This window comes from Aquabacter sp. L1I39 (assembly GCF_017742835.1).
Lineage (GTDB): Bacteria > Pseudomonadota > Alphaproteobacteria > Rhizobiales > Xanthobacteraceae > L1I39.
The window spans coordinates 1,073,336-1,090,917 of the sequence record NZ_CP072392.1 but is presented as its reverse complement, the minus strand read 5'-3'; the positions used below and the strand labels follow the sequence as shown (position 1 = coordinate 1,090,917).

17 protein-coding genes are annotated in these 17,582 nt (G+C 68.4%); all 17 read right to left on the bottom strand.

Annotation, left to right across the window (positions count from 1 at the left end; all coding sequences use genetic code 11):
• Nucleotides 1–11 precede the first annotated feature (11 nt).
• The 17 genes from J5J86_RS04805 to J5J86_RS04725 all read right to left on the bottom strand — a co-directional run bounded on the left by J5J86_RS04805 (nt 12) and on the right by J5J86_RS04725 (nt 17,515).
• Nucleotides 12–311, bottom strand: coding sequence for a HypC/HybG/HupF family hydrogenase formation chaperone (locus J5J86_RS04805; protein ID WP_209103750.1), 300 nt, complete (start codon nt 309–311; stop codon nt 12–14).
• Between the two features lie 10 nt (nt 312–321).
• Nucleotides 322–1,782, bottom strand: coding sequence for a sigma-54-dependent transcriptional regulator (locus tag J5J86_RS04800; protein ID WP_209103749.1), 1,461 nt, complete (start codon nt 1,780–1,782; stop codon nt 322–324).
• A 3-nt stretch (nt 1,783–1,785) separates the two neighbouring features.
• On the bottom strand, nt 1,786–2,757 hold the full coding sequence (hypB, locus tag J5J86_RS04795; protein ID WP_209103748.1) for a hydrogenase nickel incorporation protein HypB: 972 nt from the start codon (nt 2,755–2,757) through the stop codon (nt 1,786–1,788).
• Nucleotides 2,757–3,098, bottom strand: a complete 342-nt coding sequence (gene hypA / locus J5J86_RS04790) for a hydrogenase maturation nickel metallochaperone HypA (RefSeq protein WP_209103747.1) — start codon at nt 3,096–3,098, stop codon at nt 2,757–2,759. Before hypA ends, hypB begins: the two co-directional genes overlap by 1 nt.
• A gap of 1 nt (nt 3,099) precedes the next feature.
• On the bottom strand, nt 3,100–4,038 hold the full coding sequence (locus J5J86_RS04785; RefSeq protein WP_209103746.1) for a nickel-dependent hydrogenase large subunit: 939 nt from the start codon (nt 4,036–4,038) through the stop codon (nt 3,100–3,102).
• Nucleotides 4,035–4,928, bottom strand: coding sequence for a [NiFe]-hydrogenase assembly chaperone HybE (hybE, locus tag J5J86_RS04780; RefSeq protein WP_209103745.1), 894 nt, complete (start codon nt 4,926–4,928; stop codon nt 4,035–4,037). The genes J5J86_RS04785 and hybE overlap by 4 nt, the downstream gene beginning before the upstream one ends.
• On the bottom strand, nt 4,915–5,787 hold the full coding sequence (locus J5J86_RS04775; protein WP_209103744.1) for a hydrogenase expression/formation protein: 873 nt from the start codon (nt 5,785–5,787) through the stop codon (nt 4,915–4,917). The genes hybE and J5J86_RS04775 overlap by 14 nt, the downstream gene beginning before the upstream one ends.
• A 19-nt stretch (nt 5,788–5,806) precedes the next feature.
• Nucleotides 5,807–6,214, bottom strand: a complete 408-nt coding sequence (locus tag J5J86_RS04770; protein WP_209103743.1) for a hydrogenase — start codon at nt 6,212–6,214, stop codon at nt 5,807–5,809.
• The gene (locus J5J86_RS04765) at nt 6,214–6,540 is read right to left on the bottom strand and encodes a HypC/HybG/HupF family hydrogenase formation chaperone (protein WP_209103742.1); all 327 of its coding nucleotides are present in this window, start codon (nt 6,538–6,540) and stop codon (nt 6,214–6,216) included. Before J5J86_RS04765 ends, J5J86_RS04770 begins: the two co-directional genes overlap by 1 nt.
• A gap of 3 nt (nt 6,541–6,543) precedes the next feature.
• On the bottom strand, nt 6,544–7,164 hold the full coding sequence (locus tag J5J86_RS04760; protein ID WP_209103741.1) for a HyaD/HybD family hydrogenase maturation endopeptidase: 621 nt from the start codon (nt 7,162–7,164) through the stop codon (nt 6,544–6,546).
• A 233-nt stretch (nt 7,165–7,397) separates the two neighbouring features.
• On the bottom strand, nt 7,398–8,153 hold the full coding sequence (gene cybH / locus J5J86_RS04755) for a Ni/Fe-hydrogenase, b-type cytochrome subunit (RefSeq protein WP_209103740.1): 756 nt from the start codon (nt 8,151–8,153) through the stop codon (nt 7,398–7,400).
• Between the two features lie 10 nt (nt 8,154–8,163).
• Nucleotides 8,164–9,978 (bottom strand): nickel-dependent hydrogenase large subunit, encoded by a 1,815-nt coding sequence (locus J5J86_RS04750; protein ID WP_209103739.1) that lies wholly within the window; start codon nt 9,976–9,978, stop codon nt 8,164–8,166.
• The gene (locus J5J86_RS04745) at nt 9,975–11,120 is read right to left on the bottom strand and encodes a hydrogenase small subunit (RefSeq protein ID WP_247658050.1); all 1,146 of its coding nucleotides are present in this window, start codon (nt 11,118–11,120) and stop codon (nt 9,975–9,977) included. The genes J5J86_RS04750 and J5J86_RS04745 overlap by 4 nt, the downstream gene beginning before the upstream one ends.
• A 201-nt stretch (nt 11,121–11,321) precedes the next feature.
• Entirely contained in the window at nt 11,322–13,634 is a 2,313-nt protein-coding gene (gene hypF, locus J5J86_RS04740; RefSeq protein ID WP_209103738.1) for a carbamoyltransferase HypF, read from the bottom strand.
• 7 nt (nt 13,635–13,641) lie between these two features.
• Complete coding sequence (locus tag J5J86_RS04735; RefSeq protein WP_209103737.1) at nt 13,642–15,120, bottom strand: nickel-dependent hydrogenase large subunit; 1,479 nt, start codon at nt 15,118–15,120, stop codon at nt 13,642–13,644.
• Nucleotides 15,117–16,154: an NADH-quinone oxidoreductase subunit B family protein gene (locus tag J5J86_RS04730; protein WP_209103736.1), complete on the bottom strand. Its 1,038-nt coding sequence runs from the start codon at nt 16,152–16,154 to the stop codon at nt 15,117–15,119. The genes J5J86_RS04735 and J5J86_RS04730 overlap by 4 nt, the downstream gene beginning before the upstream one ends.
• Nucleotides 16,151–17,515 (bottom strand): sensor histidine kinase, encoded by a 1,365-nt coding sequence (locus J5J86_RS04725; RefSeq protein WP_209103735.1) that lies wholly within the window; start codon nt 17,513–17,515, stop codon nt 16,151–16,153. Before J5J86_RS04725 ends, J5J86_RS04730 begins: the two co-directional genes overlap by 4 nt.
• Nucleotides 17,516–17,582: the final 67 nt, after the last annotated feature.

The window sequence follows — 17,582 nt, the reverse complement described above, 5'->3', positions numbered from 1 at the left end:
GGTTTTCTCCCTCAGCCCGCCTTTGACAGCAGTTCGACGCTGCCGGTGCGCATGGCGTCGATCTCGGCCTCCGCCTCCCCGATCTCGGAAAGCACCTTGAGGGTGGCCGCGGCCTCCTCTTCGTCGATGCGGCTCATGGCGAAGCCCACATGGACCAGCACCCAGGCGCCGATCAGGTCGTCCAGCGGGGCGCCGGGCTCTGCCACGCACACCACGTCCACGGTGCGGCGGACGCCGGAAACATCCACCACCGCCAGCATGGCCTCGGCATCGGCTATGGCGACGATACGGCCGGGAATTCCAAGGCACATGGCAGGTCTCCTAATGGCGGGCGAGGGGGCGGCCGGGGGCGATGCCATAGCGGTCGAGCTTGGCGCGCAGGCCGACGCGGGAGAGGCCCAGCTCCTCTGCCGCCCGGCTCTTGTTCCAGCGGCAGCGCACCAGCGTCTCCAGCAGAATGGACGCCTCCATGCGCTCGATGCGATCTTTGAGCGGCCCGTTGTCGGGCAAGGCGATGGCGGCGGCTTCCGGCGGCGGCGCGGCGGCGGCGCGCAGGACATGGGGCGAGAGCAGGTCGGCGCCCAGCAGCGGTTCGGTGGTGAGCACCAGCATGCGTAGCACCTCGTTCTGCAATTCCCGCACGTTTCCCGGCCAGTCATAGGCGGCGATGCAGGCGAGCGCCTCCTCCGTGAAGCCCTTGGCGGCCTTGCCGTGCTGGGCGCAGAGCGAATCCAGGATGGCGAGCGCCAGGGGCTTGAGGTCCCCGCGCCGGTCCCTGAGCGGCGGCATGGTCAGGACCATGGCGCTGAGGCGGTAGAAGAGGTCCTCGCGGAAGCGCGCGGCCTCCACCTCCTTGACGAGGTCGCGGTGGCTGGCGGCCAGCACCCGCACATTGACGCGCTTGGCCTCGTTGGACCCCACGGGGCGGATCTCGCCTTCCTGGAGGAAGCGCAGCAGCTTCACCTGGAAGGCGGGGGAGACATCGCCGATCTCGTCCAGCAGGATGGTGCCGCCGTCCGCCTGGTCCAACAGGCCGATGCGGGTCACATGGGCGCCCGTGAAGGCCCCCTTCTTGTGGCCGAAGAGTTCGCTCTCCAGCAACTCGTCCGGGATCGCCCCGCAATTGACGGCGAAGAAAGGCCGTTCCGAGCGCAGGCTCGAATAATGGATGGCGCGGGCCAGCAATTCCTTGCCGGTGCCCGTTTCGCCCTGGATCAGCACCGGCACGTCGAACGCCGCCACCTGGGCGGCGCGGCGGCAAGTGGCGTTGAGCGGGCTGCCGGCGGCACGGATGAGGGTGTCGAAATGGAAATTCTGCGCCACCTCCGCCCGCTTCCGGGCAAGGCGCGCCTCGGCGGTGGGGGCGGCGAGGCGCAGTTCCAAAGAGAGCCGGTCATGCTCCCGCTGGAGGGAGAAGAGGTGCGCGGCGTTGCGGGCCACGAGCAGCAACTGGTCGGGATGCCAGGGCTTGCTCACATATTGGTAGATGCCCGCCTCGTTGATGGCGCCGATCATGTCCTGCGGGTCGGTATAGCCGGTGACGATGACGCGCACGATTTCCGGCCAGCGCTCGCGCACCTCGGTGAGGAAGGCGACGCCCGGCACTTCCGGCATGCGCTGGTCGCAGAAAATGGCCTGGATCCACTCTGCCTCCAGGATGCGGCGGGCCTCTGCCGCGCTCAGCGCCGTGAAGACCTCGAATTCCTCGCCCAGGACGCGCGCCATCACCTCCGCCGAGCGGGGCTCGTCATCCACCACGAGGAGGGCGGGGCGCGTCGACATGGCTCAGGCTCCGATCGCGCTGCGCAGGGCCTCGGCGCGGGCCTGTGCGCTGGCCGCCAGGGCATCGAGCCGCGCCGCACGGGCGGTGGCAAGCCAGGCGAGCCAGGGGGCAAGGCCCGGTCCACCGCGGGACGATACGGTGAGGATTTGCGCCTTGGGATTGATGCGGGCCACATTCGCTCGCAACAGCTCTTCCGATACATCCAGATGGGGCAGGAGGTCTGCCTTGGTCAGCAGGACCACGTCAGCGGTCTCGAAGATATCGGGATATTTCAGCGGCTTGTCCTCGCCCTCGGTGACCGAGAGCAAGGTGGCGCGCTTGGCTTCGCCGAGATCAAAGGCGGCGGGGCAGACCAGGTTGCCCACATTCTCGATGAACAGTACGCCACCCGCCGGCAGCGGCAGGCGCTCCATGGCGTGGCCCACCATATGGGCGTCCAGGTGACAGCCCTTGCCCGTATTCACCTGCACCGCGGGGACGCCGACGGCGCGGATTCGGTCGGCATCGTTGGAGGTCTGCTGGTCGCCCTCGATCACAGCGCATTGATAGCGGCCGGCGAGCGCCTTCAACGTCTCCACCAGCAAGGTGGTCTTGCCCGCGCCGGGACCGGCCAGGATGTTGAGGGCCAGCACGCCGCCGTCTGTCAGCCGCGCGCGGTTGCGGGCGGCGAAGCGGTCATTCTTGGCCAGGATGTCCTGCTCCAGTTCCAGCAGCCGCGGGGCGGCGGCCGGAGCTGTGTGGGGGTGTCCGTGGTCGTGAGAGTGGTCGTGGCCGTGAGCTTGGCCGTGATCGTGGCCATGGCCGTGGTGGTGCTCGTGATCGTGATCTCCGTGATGATGGTGGTGGGCACCATGAGCGTCATGCGCGTGGGAATGCCCTTGCCCTTGCCCTTGGGCCTCATGCTCGTGCTTCGCCTCGCCCCAGGGGCCGGAAAGGATGGCGGCGTCGGTGCCGCAGCCGCAGGTCACGCACATCACAGCACCTCCAGGTCCTTGATCTTCATGTCCGTGCCGCCATTGGGCAGCAGGCGTTCCCCGCCGCAGCGCGGGCACGGGTCAAGCCGGCCAGCCAGCGGCACCGTATCATTACAGTCGAAGCACCAGGCGGTGCCCGCTTCCTCCAGCACCACCAGGTCCGCCCCCTCGGCGGGGGAGCCACGCATCACCACGTCGAAGCCGAAGCGCAGCGCCTCCACCTCCACGCCCGCGAACCGGCCGATGGCGAGGCGCACGCGCGTGACCCGGGAGAAGTTCTGGGCGCGGGCGGCATCCTCGATGGCGTCCCGCAGGCTCTCGCAGATGGCCATTTCGTGCATGTCAGGCGTCCAGAGGGCTGGCGAGGCGCACCGCCACGCACGGATTGACGGCGAGAAGGGACAGGCGGGCGATGAGGCCCGCTTCTGCCCGCGCGGGAAGAGCGTCGAGCATGCGTTCCAGGAGCCCGCCGGGCGCGAGCGTCCAGCGGCTGGGCGCCAGCATCTTGTAGGACATGACGCGCCCCTCCGCCACGCGGGCGCGGTGCACCAGCGTGCCCCGCGCCGCCTGGGCGAAGCCGATGCCGTGGGGCCGCGCGCCGCTCAAGACCTCCAGTGAAGAGGGGGCAAGGCACGCGCACAGGTCCAGCACGCGCGCCAGGAGGCGGGTAAGGAGACTCGGGCCGTCGCGGGCGATGAGGGCCGCGAGGAGAGGCATGCCACGCACGCGGGTAAGAAGGGTGGCGTCGCGGGCGGGAGAGGCGGTGTCGTCCGCCAGAGCCGCCTCGGCCTCGGGAAGGGTGAGGTCCGGCAGGTCCGCACGCGCCCAGGCCGGGTCGAAGGTCGCGACGCGGGCGAGGGTCCGGGTGGTCGCGGTTTCCCCGCGCTCCAGGAGAGTATCCAGCTGTAGGGGCGAAAGGTCTGCGAGCGAAAGGGCGGCTGGAAAGTGCATGCCGAACAGATGGCGCGGCAGGCGGGCGGCGGCATCCTCGGCCCGCAAGATGGCGAGGCCCTCATTGTCCCGCGCCTCGCCCAAGGCCAGGGGCAGATGATGGAACAGGAACAGGCCATGCTCGCGGACAATCTCGGCGCGGATGGCGTCGCCGCTTCCACCGGCGAGGCCCAGCGCCGCCGCGGCGGCTGCGCCTTGGGCGGCGGCACCGATATTATAGAGGCGCGGGATAAGCACCGCCGCCTCTTCCGGCGCGCGGCCGAGCAGCACCCGCTCCGCGTCCGGCATGGGCGCGTAGGTGAAGGGCCGCGCGGGGCGCGCCGCGGTCACGAGGTCGCCTCCCGGCGTGCCGCGCCGGCGCCGAAAATCAGGTCGCGGCGCGTGGGGCGGACCGGCGCGGTGGGGGCGTCGGCAGGCGCGCTGGCAGCGGCTGTGGTGGGTGCAGCCTCCGCCTTTGCCTCTGCCGCGAGCGCCTCCGCCTCGCGCGCTTCGGCAGCGGCGATCTCGGCCTCGCGGCGGCGGCGGATCTCGCCGGTCTGCGCGCCTTCCTCGCGGATCTCGGGATCGAACAAGGCGGCCAGCGCTGCCTGCGCGGTCTCCACCGCCTGGAGCATGGAGGAGAAGTCGAACATGGGGGAGAACAGCGAGCAGGCTTTGTAGGGGCCCACTTCCGGCCGGTTGGCGCCGAGGAATTCGTAACAGCCGGAGGGGAACTCGATCAGCTCCTTGGCCCCGGTGGTGAGCTCGGACCAGTCATCGTCCGGCCCCGGCAGCAGCACCAGATTCATGAACCAGGGGGTCACCAGCACGCCGAGCGCGCGGCCCTCATGGGCGCGAAAGCCCACGGCCTTCACGCCCAGCGTCTCATTGACCATGGGCACGCCGCGCATCTGGCCGGCATGGATCTCCCGGAAGGCGGCTTCCAGGCGCGGCGGCACGGCGGCGATGATGGCTTTGAGCCGCTCGTCCTGCTGCGGCACGGGGGCGGCCGGTGCGGCATCGGCGGGCACGTCCAGCACCATGAACTGGTCCCGCGCACCGTCGCAGACCGGGCAGCGCCAATGGCTGGGCAGGTCGACGAAAGCGGTGCCGGGCGGCACCTGCCAGGTTTCGCAGCCCTCGGCGGGGTCATAGACGTGCCAGCAGATCTTGCATTCCAGGCGGGTGGCGGGCGGCAGGTCCGCGCCGCCCGCGCGCAGCGAGCCTTCAAACCGGGCCATGGCTGTCCTCCTGCGCGCCCATCACCGTCTCCAGCACCTCGGCGAGGCGCTGGGCGGAATCGGCGAGGTCCTCGGGCGCGGCGGCGGCCACTTCCGGCAGGCGGGTGATCTCGATGGTGTCGAGGATCAGCATGTCGTTGGAATTATAGTAGCGCACCCGCCACACATCCTTCAGGGCGCAAGCATCGATGCGGCAATTGCCATAGCCGCGCGAAAGGATGGTGAGGTTGCCCTCTCCCAGCACGGTCTCGATCAAGGCGAGGTCCTCGGGCGTGTGGGGCAGGAGCGAGAAATTGATGACGTGGGAGATCCCGTCTCCGGACAAGGCCTGCGCCTTGTGCACGATCTCGGTTATGAGCGGCGGGGCATTGAAGATGCCCGGTGCGGGCACCGCGAGGGCGGGGAGATCCACCGTCCAGCTTGGCCGGAAGGCACGAACCAAAGCGCCGCGCGGGAAGGGGCCCACCTCGATGCGGTCGACACCGCCGGCGCCGCGCACACGCCAGACGCCGGCGAAGGTGGCTTCCTGGATCTCCAGTGGCGCGTCGCCGCTCACCTTCACCGCCACCTCGCCCTCGCCCAGGCATTCATCGATAAGCGCGCGATTGGCCGCGTCCAGTGGCGAAACCGCAAAGGAGGCGTGCGCCCCGGCGCGCCAGTTCTGCAGCGCCTCCCAGACCTGCGTGAGGAGGTTGAGCGCGGGCGCCAGGCGGCGGGTATCCACCGCGTCTGGCACATGCGGCTCGAATACCCGCATGCCGGAGGGCAGGGGCATGTAGGCGAGCCCGTCATCCTCCTGCGGCTGGCTGCCGGGACCGAAGCCGATGGGGGGCTGGGTGGCGAAGGGGGAGGAGGCCATGGGCGGCTCGCGAACGGGGTCAGTGGGTGGAAGCGGGCGGCAGCAGGGCCGAGAGGCGCGCGAGATATTCGTCCCAGTCGCGCATGCGGGCGATTGAACCCGTAACCGCGCCGGAACGCACCACCACCAAAGCCGGCAAGGCAAGGCCGAGGGCGCCCCGCAATTCGGTCTCCAGCGCTGGCCCCGCGACGGCGCCGGTGAGGCGGGCGCCGGAGGGATCGAGCGCCTTCACCAGTTCCGGCAGCACCACGGCGATGTCCGGCGTCTCCAGGTGCGCCTTGGCATGGGAGGGCAGGAACAACAGCACGTCGCGCGGGTCGGCGAGGGCGTCGAGCGCTTCGGCATAGGCATAGCCGTGGCAGGCGAGCAGCCGTTGCACCAGGGGATGGAGCGTGGAGGCGGGGGGAGGGGGGGCAGTGTCGAGCATCAGGCCTCCTTGCGGCCGGCGGCATAGGCGGCGGCGAGATGGGGCGGGAGTTGGGGCTCCCGGTCGAGATCGGCAAAGGCGCGGTCGATGAGGGCGGGGTCTTCCCCGGCCATCACGGCTGAGAGGGCGGCCAGCGCCTCGGCGATGCGGGCGGCCTCTTCCGGATCGAGCCGGGTGCGCGCGGCGCCGAGGAAGACCAGGAGGTGGTCGCCGGCCTCCGCCTCCGGCACCAGAGACAGGTCCACCGGCTGCGGGCCATTGGCCCCGGCGCACAGGCCGGCATCGCCGGACCGGGAGAGGAGGCGCATGGGGATGCCGACGCACATGGCTCAGGCTCCCGCGCCGCGCGCCAGCACGCGGGCATCGCCGATGCGGCAGGCCTCTTCCGCGCTCGGCCGGCCGGCCTCGTAGGCGGCCCGCGTCACGGCGGGGGCAAGAATGTCGGGAGCGGATGCGGCGCGCGGGCGGGGATCGACATTGAACTCGGCGCGCAGGAGACCGACCACGTGGTCCGCCGCCGGCGCCACCTGGGCGGCGACACCTTCCGTCAGGCCGCCGCCATAATCGTCGAGCGTGTGGGGCTGCACCCCCACAAGGACGAGGCGGCGCGGCGCGCGGCCACGCAATCGGAGCAAAGCCAGCACCTCCTGGAAGCCGGTCTGATGGAGGCTGACCTTGCGGGCGGAAAGAGCGACGGGGACGTCCTCGTCGCGCACCACGTGGAGGGTGGCAGGCGGCAAGCCGTAATCCACCGCGTCGAGGATGATGACGGTGTCTGCATCCTCCAAATGGGGCAACAGGTACAGGCCCTGCGTGCCGCCATCGAGGAGGCTTACCGTGTCAGGAAAGGCGTATGTGGCATCCAGGTGCTCAACGGTGCGCACGCCGAAGCCTTCATCCGCCCATAGGATGTTGCCGATGCCGAGTATGAGAATGCGTTCGTCGGCCATGGCGACGGTTCTTCCCCCTTGAGCCTCCCGGCGCGGTCTGACGCCGCGACTTTCGAACCGTTTCAATTCAAAAGCCGTGCCAGCGGGGCGGCAGGGGAAAGATCCCTTGCACCGCAAGCCTTTTCCGGCTCGGTTCAGTGCAAGGGGATCATAGGAGTGGAAGTCTGTCTTCCATTTGGATCAAAGAGCGGAAAGAAAACGACCGGGACGATGTGCCGCCCCGGTCAGATCGCTTACTCCGGGTCGTCGTCCCGGAAGGTGCGATAGCCATTGGTGATGGCGGAGATCATGGTCTGGCGGGACATGATGTCCTCGCGCACCACCGAGTAGACGTGAATAATCACGAACAGGATGATTACCCACATGCCGAGGTGATGGAGCGTGTGCACCGACAGGCTGCCGCCAAGCAGCGGGATGATCCAGCCGAACAGCTTGTCCTGCCAGGAGCCGAGCCCCTCGCCCTCGGAATAAAGGGCAAAGCCGGTGCCGATCATGAAGGCCGAGCCCAGCACCATCACGAAGAACAGGAAGGTCTGGGCGAGGGGATTGTGGCCGGTGAATTTCAGCGGCCGGGTCTTCAGGAACGCGTACCACTGGGCTTCCACGAACAGCCCGCGCCAGAAGCTCTTGCGCCAGAACGGAAAGGTGAAGAGCTCGCGGGAATAGGAATTGCCGAAGAAGGCCCAGATGATCCGCCCCACGAAGCCCACGGCGAAGATGTAGGCCGCCGAGAAATGGATGAAGCGGATGGTGCCCATGAGATAATGGGCGCTCGGCTCCCCCGACAAGGTGGGCAGCGGCGAGCCGATGAGATAGCCGGTGATGCACAAAACCACGATGGAGAGCGCATTCACCCAATGCCAAAGGCGCACCGGCGCCTCATAGACATAGACCGTGGTCAGCTTGCGCCCCGCCGGGTCCCGTTCCGCCGGAATGCCGGCGGCGGGGGTAGAGGCGACGGCGGGCAATGCGGGGGAGGCATCCGTCATGGCCGCCTCCTTAGCGCACGGTGACGCGGGCGAGTTCCTCGCCGCCCGGCGACATCACATGGGTGGAGCAGGCCAGGCACGGATCGAACGAGTGCAGCGTGCGCAGGATCTCCACCGGCTCCTCGGGGCGCATCATGGGGGTGTTCATGAGTGAGGCCTCGAAGGCGCCGATATTGCCCTTGGGATCACGCGGCCCGCCATTCCAGGTGGTGGGAACCACGCACTGGTAGTTCTCGATCCGCCCGTCCTTGATCTTGATCCAGTGGCCAAGCCCGCCGCGCGGTGCGGCCACCGTGCCCACGCCCTTGGCTTCCTTCGGCCAGGTCTTGGGGTCCCACTTTTCCATGTTGGCGGTGGCGGTGTCGCCGGCCTTGATGTTGGCGATGAGATTGTCGAAGTCGCCCAGCATCATCTCGGCGCAATAATGGGCCTCCAGCGCCCGCGCCAAGGTCCGGCCGATGGTGGTCGGCAGGGCCTGCTGGGGCGTGAGGTTGGTGCTGGCCAGCGTATTGAAGCGGCCAAGCGCCTCGTCCACCTGGCCCTTCACGTAAGGCACGCCATGGGCATAAGCGAGGATGTAGCGGGCGAGCGGACCCACTTCCACCGCATTGCCCTTCCAGCGGGGCGCCTTGATCCAGCTATACTTGGCCGCCTCGTCCACGGCCTCGATATTGGTCTTGGTGCCCTTGGCTGCCGGGCCCAGCTCATATTTGGGCTCGGTGACGCCGTCCCAGGGATGCAGGCCCTTGTCGTTGTTGCCGGCGCCGTAGCTGTACCAGGAATGGGTGACGAACTCCTGGACCTGCGTCGGGTCGCGCGGATCGATGGGATGGATCTCGTTCCAATTGCCGTTGAGGATCACGCCGCCGGGCAGCCGGTCGGTGGATTTCTGGCCCTGTATGGCTTCGTAGTCGCCATAATCCATCACGTTGGTGGCGGACAGGCCGCCGCCATAGAGCCACCCCTTGTAGAAGGAAGCGATGGCGATCACGTCCGGCACATAGACGTTCTTGGAGAACTCATAGGCTTCCTGAAGCTTCAGCTTCACGAAGTTGAGCCGTTCCATGTTGAGCGGGGCGCCCGCCGACATGTCCCCTTCCATGTTGATGGCGCACGGCACGCCGCCCACCATGTAATTGGGATGGGGATTCTTACCGCCAAAGATGGTGTGGACCTTCACGATCTCCCGCTGGAAGTCGAGGGCTTCCAGATAATGGGTGACGGCGAGCAAGTCCGCCTCGGGCGGCAGCAGATAAGCTGGGTTGTCCCAATAGCCGTTCTTGAAGATACCGAGCTGGCCGCTCTCGACAAACTTCTTCAGCCGGTTCTGCACGTCGCGGAAATAGCCGGGGGACGACTTGGAATGGTCGGAAATGGCCTGCTGGAGCGCGGAGGTCGCCTTGGGATCGGCCTTCAGCGCGTTGATGGGGTTCACCCAGTCGAGCGCATGCAGGTGGTAGAAATGGACCACATGGTCATGCCACTGCAGCACCTTGGCCATGATCTCGCGGATCAGGAAGGCGTTGTTGGGGATCTTGATGGCGAGGGCGTCCTCCACCGCGCGCACCGAGGTGAGCGCGTGGCAGCCGGTGCACACGCCGCAGATGCGCTCGACGAACGCCCAGGCGTCGCGGGGGTCGCGGCCCTTCAGGATCACCTCCAGCCCGCGCCACATGGTGCCGGTGGAGACCGCGTTGCGGATGACATTGTTGGCATCCACATTCACCTCGCAGCGCATATGGCCTTCGATGCGAGTGACGGGATCGACGACGATGCGGCGGCCGGACGTGTCCAGGCTGAAGCCGTTGGGGGTCTGGATGGTCACTTGGCGCCTCCCTGGTCATGGGGCGTGGCGGAAGGGGCGGGCGGCGGCGGGGCGGCGGGCTTGGGGCCGTCCCCCTTGTGCTGGGCGCGCTTCAGCGCGCTGACGGCGGCATGGACCGCCACCGCGCCGCCCACGATGCCGGCGGCGGCAAGGCCCACCTGGTCCGCATTGGCCTCGATGCCGAAGCCTTCACCCTTCAGGTCGGTGAGGCGGGCATACCAGGAACCCTTGTCCCAGAAGCCGTCTTCCGAGCAGCCGATGCAGCCATGGCCAGCCTGGATGGGGAAAGACACGCCGTCATTCCAGCGCACGGTGGAGCAGGCATTGTAGGTGGTCGGGCCCTTGCAGCCGACCTTGTAGAGGCAATAGCCCTTGCGCGCGCCTTCGTCGTCAAACTGCTCCACATACTGGCCGGCATCGAAATGGGGGCGCCGGTAGCATTTGTCGTGGATGCGCTGGGAATAGAACATCTTCGGCCGGCCCTGGCGGTCGAGCTCGGGGATGTGGTCGAAAGTGAGCATATAGGTGATGACGCCGGTCATCACCTCGGCGATGGGCGGGCAGCCCGGCACCTTGATGATGGGCTTGTCGAAGATCACCTCGTGCACCGGCGTGGCGCGGGTCGGGTTGGGGCGGGCCGCCTGGACGCAGCCATAGGAGGCGCAGGAGCCCCAGGAGATGATGGCCGCCGCGTCCTTCGACACCTTCTTCAGCTGGTCGACGAAGGGCTTGCCGCCGATGATGCAATACATGCCGTCTTCATTGAGCGGCGGATTGCCTTCCACGGCCAGGATGTAGCGGCCCTTATACTTGGTCATCACCTCGTCGAGGATGGCTTCCGCCTGATGCCCGGCCGAGGCCATGAGGGTGTCGTCATAGTCCAGCGAGATCATGGACAGGACCACATCCTTCACCAAAGGATGGGCCGAGCGGATGAAGCTCTCCGAGCAGCAGGTGCATTCCAGGCCGTGGAGCCAGAGCACCGGCAGGCGGGGCTTGGTTTCCATGGCATGGGCGATCTTGGGCGCGAATTCCGGCCCCAGCCCGAGCGCGGCGGCGGTGAGCGAGCAATATTTCAGGAATGAGCGGCGGGTGATGCCCTGCCGCCGCATGACGTCATAGAATGTTTCGAGGCCGGCCATGCGGCGTCCCTCCCCGGTGGAACCTCGCGCTGCCGGCGGGGCTGAGCCCCTTGTGGTCCCGTGCGCGCTTGGGGTGTCTTCAGCAACCCCCGTGCCACAGTTTGGAAGTGTTGCAAGGCAAGGCTTTCCGCCCGCGCGGAAAGCGGAGGATGCGGAAAGCGGGTTCCCGGTGGACGTGCGGGGCGGAAAGGGCGTGACCGGTCAGGCGCTACGCCGCGCCGCCGCCACCACCGTCTGGCCCAGCGCAAGACCGCCATCATTGGTGGGCACGGCAGCGGCGGAAAGCACGCGCAGGCCCGCCTGTTCCAGGCGGGCGGTGAGGCCTTCCAGCAAGTGGGCATTCTGGAACACGCCCCCGCACAGCACCACGGTGCCGAGCCCCTCGTCGGTCGCGATGCGCAGCGCGGCCTGGGCAAAGGCGACCGCCACGCCGTCATGGAAGCGGGCGGCCAGGGTTGCGGCGGGCGCGCCGGCCGCCCGGTCCGCGAGGGCGGCGCGCCAGAGCGGCCCGGGGTCGATCTCCAGGAGGTCCTCTCCCACGAGGCCGTTGCGCACCTCGATGACCATGGGATAGGGCGCACTCTCCTGCCGTCCTGCCGCCGCTTCTAAGGCCATCGCCGCCTCGCCCTCGAAGGAGAGGCGATCGGGGGCAAGGCCAGCGAGCGCTGCCATGGCATCGAACAGGCGGCCGGCGGAACTGGTGAGGGGGGCGTTCAGCCCCTTTCGGGCCATGGCGCGCAAGGTGGAAAGGGGCTTTCCGGCGAGGAGCTCATCGGCTGCCGCCCCTTCGCCTGCCGCGTCGAGATGGGCCAGCAGCATGCGCCAGGGCTCGCGATTGGCGGCATCGCCCCCCAGCAGCGGCACCGGATTCAGGCGGCCGCGCCGTACGCTGGAGGGATAGTCGCACACCAGGATTTCGCCGCCCCAGACCGTGCCGTCGGTGCCGTCGGTGCCGTGCCCGAGGCCGTCGAGCGCAATCCCTAACACCTTGCCGTCCCGGCGCCGCCAGCCCGCTTCCGCCATCACCGCCGCCACATGGGCGTGGTGGTGCTGCACCTCGATTAGCGGCAGGCCATGTCTTTCCGCGAAGTCGGCGGCAAAGCGGCTGGGGAAAAGATCGGGATGGAGGTCGCAGGCGACAGCCTCGGGCTGATGGCGGAAGAGCGCCGTGCAATCGGCCAGCGCCGTTTGAAACGCTTCGGCGCTAGCCGGTTCGTCCAGGTCGCCCAGATGCTGGGACAGCAGCGCCCGCCCGCCCAGCGTCAGGCACAGGGCATTCTTCAACCCGCCGCCGGTGGCAAGGATGGCCGGGCTTCCGGCGAAATCCTCCGGCAAGGCAAGGGGCATGGGGGCAAGGCCGCGCGCGCGCCGCAGCACCCTTTGCCGGCCGCCCACCACCTGCACCACGCTGTCGTCCAGCCGCCGAGCGATGGGCCGATCATGGGTCAGGAGGGCATCCACAAGGCCGCTGAGTTCGGTGTGGGCCGCGTCGTCGCGATAGACCTGCGGCGCGTTGGAACGGTTGGCACTGGTCATCACCAGCGGACCGCCAAAGGCCTCCAGGAGCAGAATGTGGAGCGGGCTATAGGCCAGCATCAGGCCGAGCCGCTCCTGGCCGGGCGCCACGGAGGGCGGGAGCCTTGCCTCCTCCCGGCGGCGCAGAAGGACCACCGGGGCGGCCGGGCTTTCCAGGGCGTCCGCTTCCGTGGGATCCACATGGCAGAGCGCGCGGGCGGCGGGAAGATCCACCACCATCACGGCGAAGGGCTTGGCGGGGCGGTGCTTGCGCCGGCGCAACTCGGCCACGGTCCCTTCATCTCGCGCATCACAGGCGATGTGGAAGCCGCCGATGCCCTTTACGGCGAGAATGCCGCCCGCCTTCAGCCGCGCCACCGCCTCTGTGAGCGCTGCCTCGCCCTCCAGAGACGGCGCGTCCGCCACCTGGAACATGAGGCGTGGCCCACACTTCGGGCAGGCCACGGGCTGGGCATGGAAGCGTCGGTCGGCGGGGTCCTCATACTCGGCGCGGCAGTCCGGGCAGAGGGCAAAGCCCGCCATGGTCGTGCGCGCCCGGTCATAGGGCAGGTTTGTGACGATGGAAAAGCGCGGGCCGCAATGGGTGCAATTGGTGAAGGCGTAGCGGAAACGGCGAGCGCTGGGATCTGCCATTTCCGTCCGGCAATCGGAGCACGTGGCCATGTCCGGCACGATGCCCACGCTCACCTCGCCGGCCGCGCTCTCGATGATGCGAAACCCGGTCTCCCGTGGCGGTGCAGCGGGAGCGCGAAGGATGCTCTCGATGCGGGAAAGGGCGGGTGCCTCTTTGCGCAGGGCCTGTTCCAGCGCATCAAGAGCGAGTGGCGCGCCGCCCGCATGGATCACCACCTGTGTGCCGTCATTGGCCACCGTGCCGGAGAGGCCCAGCCGCTGGGCCAGGCGCCAGACGAAGGGCCGGAAGCCCACGCCCTGGACGATGCCGCTGATGATGATCTCCGCGCCGGCTTCGTCCGCCATGGCCGCCTCAATGCACCGTGCAGACCATGCACGGATCAAAGGAGCGCACGATGTGCTGCACGGAGATGGGCGTCTTCTCTCCTGGCTTCACCCGCGCGCCCACCAGGGCGGCTTCCAGGGGACCCGGGATGCCCTGCGCGTCACGGGGCGAGAAGTTCCAGGTGGTGGGGGCGATGATCTGGTAGCGGGCGATGCGCCCCCTCTCGACACTCACCCAATGGCCGAGCGCACCGCGAGCGGCCTCGGTGAGGCCCGCCGCCTGACCATTGGAAGGATTGAGCCCTTCCGCGCACCAGGGCGCGTCAGGGTCGAGTGCGCGGACCCAGGCCTCCATGGCGATAAGGGTGCGCGCCGTCTCCAGAAGGCGGGCCACCACGCGGGAATAGACGCTGCCGCCCCCTTGTGCCACCAGGCCCGTGAGAAGCGGCTGGCCATCCACCACCTGCCGCGCCAGGGCGCCGGTTTCGAACGGGCGGCCGAACAATCGAGGCGCCTTGCACCAGGTATAGCCCGTCTCGTCCGCCGCATCGGGCAAGGTGGAGCCGGCGAAGGGATGGTGCGGGTGACCGCGCTCCTCCATGCGGGCGAAGGTGTGGTCCTCGGTGATGCCGGCGGGGTCCACTGCGCCTCGCTCGCCCTCAGCCATCAGGCCGGCGGCATAGAAGGGGCCTTCTTCGCCGGGATAGGCGCCATGGCTGAGGAAGCGGTCATACGCCCGTCCCATGCGGTCAAGTCCGAGATCGGCGGCGATTTCCAGGAACAGTCGGAAATCCCCCTCCGGCCCGTTTGCGCGCCAGGCTTCCAATTCCGCCGGATCGGAAAGCTCCGCCACCTGCTCCAGCGGCGCGCCGAAAAGCTGGGCCTCCAGCACCCCGCGCACCGCGCGCAAGGTGGCGAGCAGGCGCATCTGGTCGCGCCGGTCGGCCCGCCGCGTCACGCCGCCCGGCTGGATGGCCAGCGTATGGGGCCAGCGCCCGGCCAGCAGGCCGAGCACATGAAAGAGCGTCGCCCGTGCCTCCACCATGCGGCGCGCGCTGGTGCCGCGCCCTGCCTTGAAGCGGGCCTCGGCGGCCGGGAACCAGGGGCGTCCAGAATAGGCCGCGCGGGCGAAGTCCGGCATGAAGAAGAGATGGAAATGGGTGAGATGATCGGCCACGTTTTCCGTGGCCACTAGGAGATTGGTGGCGATGCGGCCGTTTTCCGTTGGCCCGATACCCTGCAATCCGGCCAGCGCCAGCGCCGCCGCCTGGGACTGGGACACCGAGCAGATGCCACAGATGCGGGGCGCGATGATGAGGGCATCGCGCGGATCGCGCCCCTCCAGGATGCGCTCAAAGCCGCGAAACAGGGGGGATGACACATAGGCCGCGGTCACCGCTCCATCCGCAACCTCCAGGCGTACTTCCAAATCGCCCTCGACGCGGTTGAACGGGCCGACAATCAGCCGGCGGGGGGCGCTTTCCGCCCCCGTCTCAAGGATGCTCATCGCCGCTTGATGTCCCGAACCGTGGGCGGCACCACTGGATGGTCGCTCACCGCATTGCGTTTCAGTCGCTCAGGCGTGGCGGCCTTGGCGAGCGACGACAAGGCGATGAACCAGGCCTTCGGCATGTCGGTGGGCAGGCCGATGGGAATGCCGGCGATCTTGGGCGTCTCCAGGAAGGGGTGGCCGGGCTCCTCGAATTCGGGCGCGGTGCAGTTGATGCAGGAATAGCCGCCACGGGTGCAGGAGCCTTCCCCGTTCCAAGGCCGGGTATTGCAGTCCGCATGCGCCTGGGTACCCAGGCAGCCCAGATGCTCCATCATGCAGCCGAGGTCCGAGAGCTTCTCCGCGCTTGCTTTGTATTCATAATATTCGTTGCGCGTGCAGCCATGATGGACCAGATGGTCCGCATAGAAACGGGGGCGGCGGTAGGCATCGAGATCCTGCGGCGACACCAGCCCGGCCGCCAGAAGCATGAGTGTCTCGGTGACCCAATTGGGGTGGGTCGGGCAACCCGCCACATTGATGACCGGCAGTCCCTCCCGGGAACGGAAGCCGGCGCCCAGCGCGCCGCCTTCGCGCCGCCCGTCATATTGAAGCCCGCACGCATCGGTGGGGTTGAGGCCGGCGGCCGTCACGCCGCCATAGGCGGCGCAGGTGCCCACCGCTACCACATAGCGGGCAAGGCCCGCCAGTTCGCGCACCCATTCGATGGTGGCCCGCCCGGTGCCGGCCAGCATGTGGAAGCGCCCTGTGCCGTTGGGGCCGCGCAGCAGCGCGCCTTCCACGCACAGGGCGTCGAGCACGATCTCGCCGGCCTGGATGCGGGCGAAGATGTCGAGCGCCTCGTCCCCCGTCTCCTCGGAGAGGCTGGGATGCCAGAGGAGGGAGATACCCGCCCCCTCCAGCGTGGTCATGACGTCCGGTCCCTCCGCGCACAGCAGCGACATGGTGCAGCCGCCGCAGCCGCCCGATTGCAGCCACAGGACCGTGAAGGGGGAGTCTGGCGTGCCGGAGAATGTGGCGAGGCCACTCATGGCTGGTTCCTGGAGGGGGCCGAGGCACCGGCGGGTCTTTTCGCAGCGGGCAAGGCGAGGGTCAGCACCGCCCCGCCGTCCGGGTGGTTGGTGGCGGTCAGCGCGCCGCCATGCTCGGCGGCGATGCGATAGGAGATGGACAGGCCTAGGCCGGTCCCCTTGCCCACCGGCTTGGTAGTGAAGAAGGGATCAAACATGCGGCAGGCTACCTCCTCGGGCAAGCCCGGGCCGGTGTCGCGCACGGTCAGCACCACGCGGTGGCCGTCCCGGATGCCGGAAATCTCCAGCCTGCGGTCGTCCCGGCCCTCCACCGCATCGGTCGCGTTCTGGATGAGGTTCATCACCAATTGGTGGAGGTGACCGGGATGGCCCTCCACCTCCAGGCCGTCGGGCAGGTCGAGGCGGGTTTCGATGCCGGGCATTTGGGCCTTGGCTACCCATTCAAGGGCGGACCGCACCAGTGGCCCCATGTCGAAGGTCTCCAGCGCCTCCCGCCGGTCGGCTGAGAAGCGGCGGAGGTCCGCCACGATGTCCCGCACGCGCTCCGCGCCTTCCAATATGCCGGCCAGGGTTGCGGGCAGGTCGGCGCGGCTATGGTCCAGCTTCAGCGAGGCGCGCAGGGCCTTCAACTCCGCCGGTGTCGCGCCCCGCTCCACCGCATCAAGGAAGGCGGTGATACGGTCGGTATAGCGCTTCAAGGCGTGGGCATTGCCATAGACGAAGGAGATGGGATTGTTCAACTCATGGGCGACGCCCGCCACCAGGCGGCCGAGGGAGGCCATCTTCTCGGCATGCACCAATTGCTGCTGGGCTTGCTTGAGGCCCTCATGGGCAGCGGCCAAATCCCGATAAGCCTTGCGCAATTCGCCCACCGGCCGGCCCATGAGTACCACGCCCACAGCACGGCCGCGGGAATCGAAGCGGGCGGCCCCGTTGACCGACACAGGAAGGGGACCCTCGGGCGTCGTGAAGGCAAAATCCGTGTCCACGATGCGCTGGCGCTGGGCCACGATGGCAAAGACATCGGCCACGCCCGTGGGGGAGGTGGGGTCGATGAGATCGGCCAGCCGCATGTCCTGGAGGGCGGAGCCAGGCCGTCCAAACAGGCGTTCGGCGGCCACATTCACCTGCTCAATGCGCCCGGCGAGGTCGCAGGCGATGAGCACGTCGGTCATGGACGCCATGATGCCGGCGATAAAGGCTTGGGCTTCCTCCAGCGCCTCGTTCTTGGATTCCAGCTCCACTTGCTGGGCGAGAAGCTCAGCATAGGTCTCGTCCATCTTGCGGATGACAGAGATCCAGGCCTGCTCGGTGTCACGCTCAGCCGTTTCCTCCAGCGGCCCTTGGCCGGGCGCGCGCATTCCACAGCCGCCCAAGGGCGGGCTTGGATCAGAAGGGGCGTGCGAGGATGGCATGGCAACTCGTGGA

Excerpts from the sequence above, each read along its gene's own strand:
- hypF (WP_209103738.1), bottom strand. The coding sequence starts at position 13,634 with ATGGCGGACGAAGCCGGCGCGGAGATCATCATCAGCGGCATCGTCCAG.
- J5J86_RS04760 (WP_209103741.1), bottom strand. The coding sequence starts at position 7,164 with ATGGCCGACGAACGCATTCTCATACTCGGCATCGGCAACATCCTATGG.
- J5J86_RS04775 (WP_209103744.1), bottom strand. The coding sequence starts at position 5,787 with ATGGCCTCCTCCCCCTTCGCCACCCAGCCCCCCATCGGCTTCGGTCCC.
- J5J86_RS04805 (WP_209103750.1), bottom strand. The coding sequence starts at position 311 with ATGTGCCTTGGAATTCCCGGCCGTATCGTCGCCATAGCCGATGCCGAG.
- J5J86_RS04770 (WP_209103743.1), bottom strand. The coding sequence starts at position 6,214 with ATGCTCGACACTGCCCCCCCTCCCCCCGCCTCCACGCTCCATCCCCTG.
- hybE (WP_209103745.1), bottom strand. The coding sequence starts at position 4,928 with ATGGCCCGGTTTGAAGGCTCGCTGCGCGCGGGCGGCGCGGACCTGCCG.
- J5J86_RS04730 (WP_209103736.1), bottom strand. The coding sequence starts at position 16,154 with ATGAGTGGCCTCGCCACATTCTCCGGCACGCCAGACTCCCCCTTCACG.
- J5J86_RS04735 (WP_209103737.1), bottom strand. The coding sequence starts at position 15,120 with ATGAGCATCCTTGAGACGGGGGCGGAAAGCGCCCCCCGCCGGCTGATT.
- J5J86_RS04725 (WP_209103735.1), bottom strand. The coding sequence starts at position 17,515 with ATGCGCGCGCCCGGCCAAGGGCCGCTGGAGGAAACGGCTGAGCGTGAC.
- cybH (WP_209103740.1), bottom strand. The coding sequence starts at position 8,153 with ATGACGGATGCCTCCCCCGCATTGCCCGCCGTCGCCTCTACCCCCGCC.
- hypA (WP_209103747.1), bottom strand. The coding sequence starts at position 3,098 with ATGCACGAAATGGCCATCTGCGAGAGCCTGCGGGACGCCATCGAGGAT.
- J5J86_RS04745 (WP_247658050.1), bottom strand. The coding sequence starts at position 11,120 with ATGGCCGGCCTCGAAACATTCTATGACGTCATGCGGCGGCAGGGCATC.
- hypB (WP_209103748.1), bottom strand. The coding sequence starts at position 2,757 with ATGTGCGTGACCTGCGGCTGCGGCACCGACGCCGCCATCCTTTCCGGC.
- J5J86_RS04765 (WP_209103742.1), bottom strand. The coding sequence starts at position 6,540 with ATGTGCGTCGGCATCCCCATGCGCCTCCTCTCCCGGTCCGGCGATGCC.
- J5J86_RS04800 (WP_209103749.1), bottom strand. The coding sequence starts at position 1,782 with ATGTCGACGCGCCCCGCCCTCCTCGTGGTGGATGACGAGCCCCGCTCG.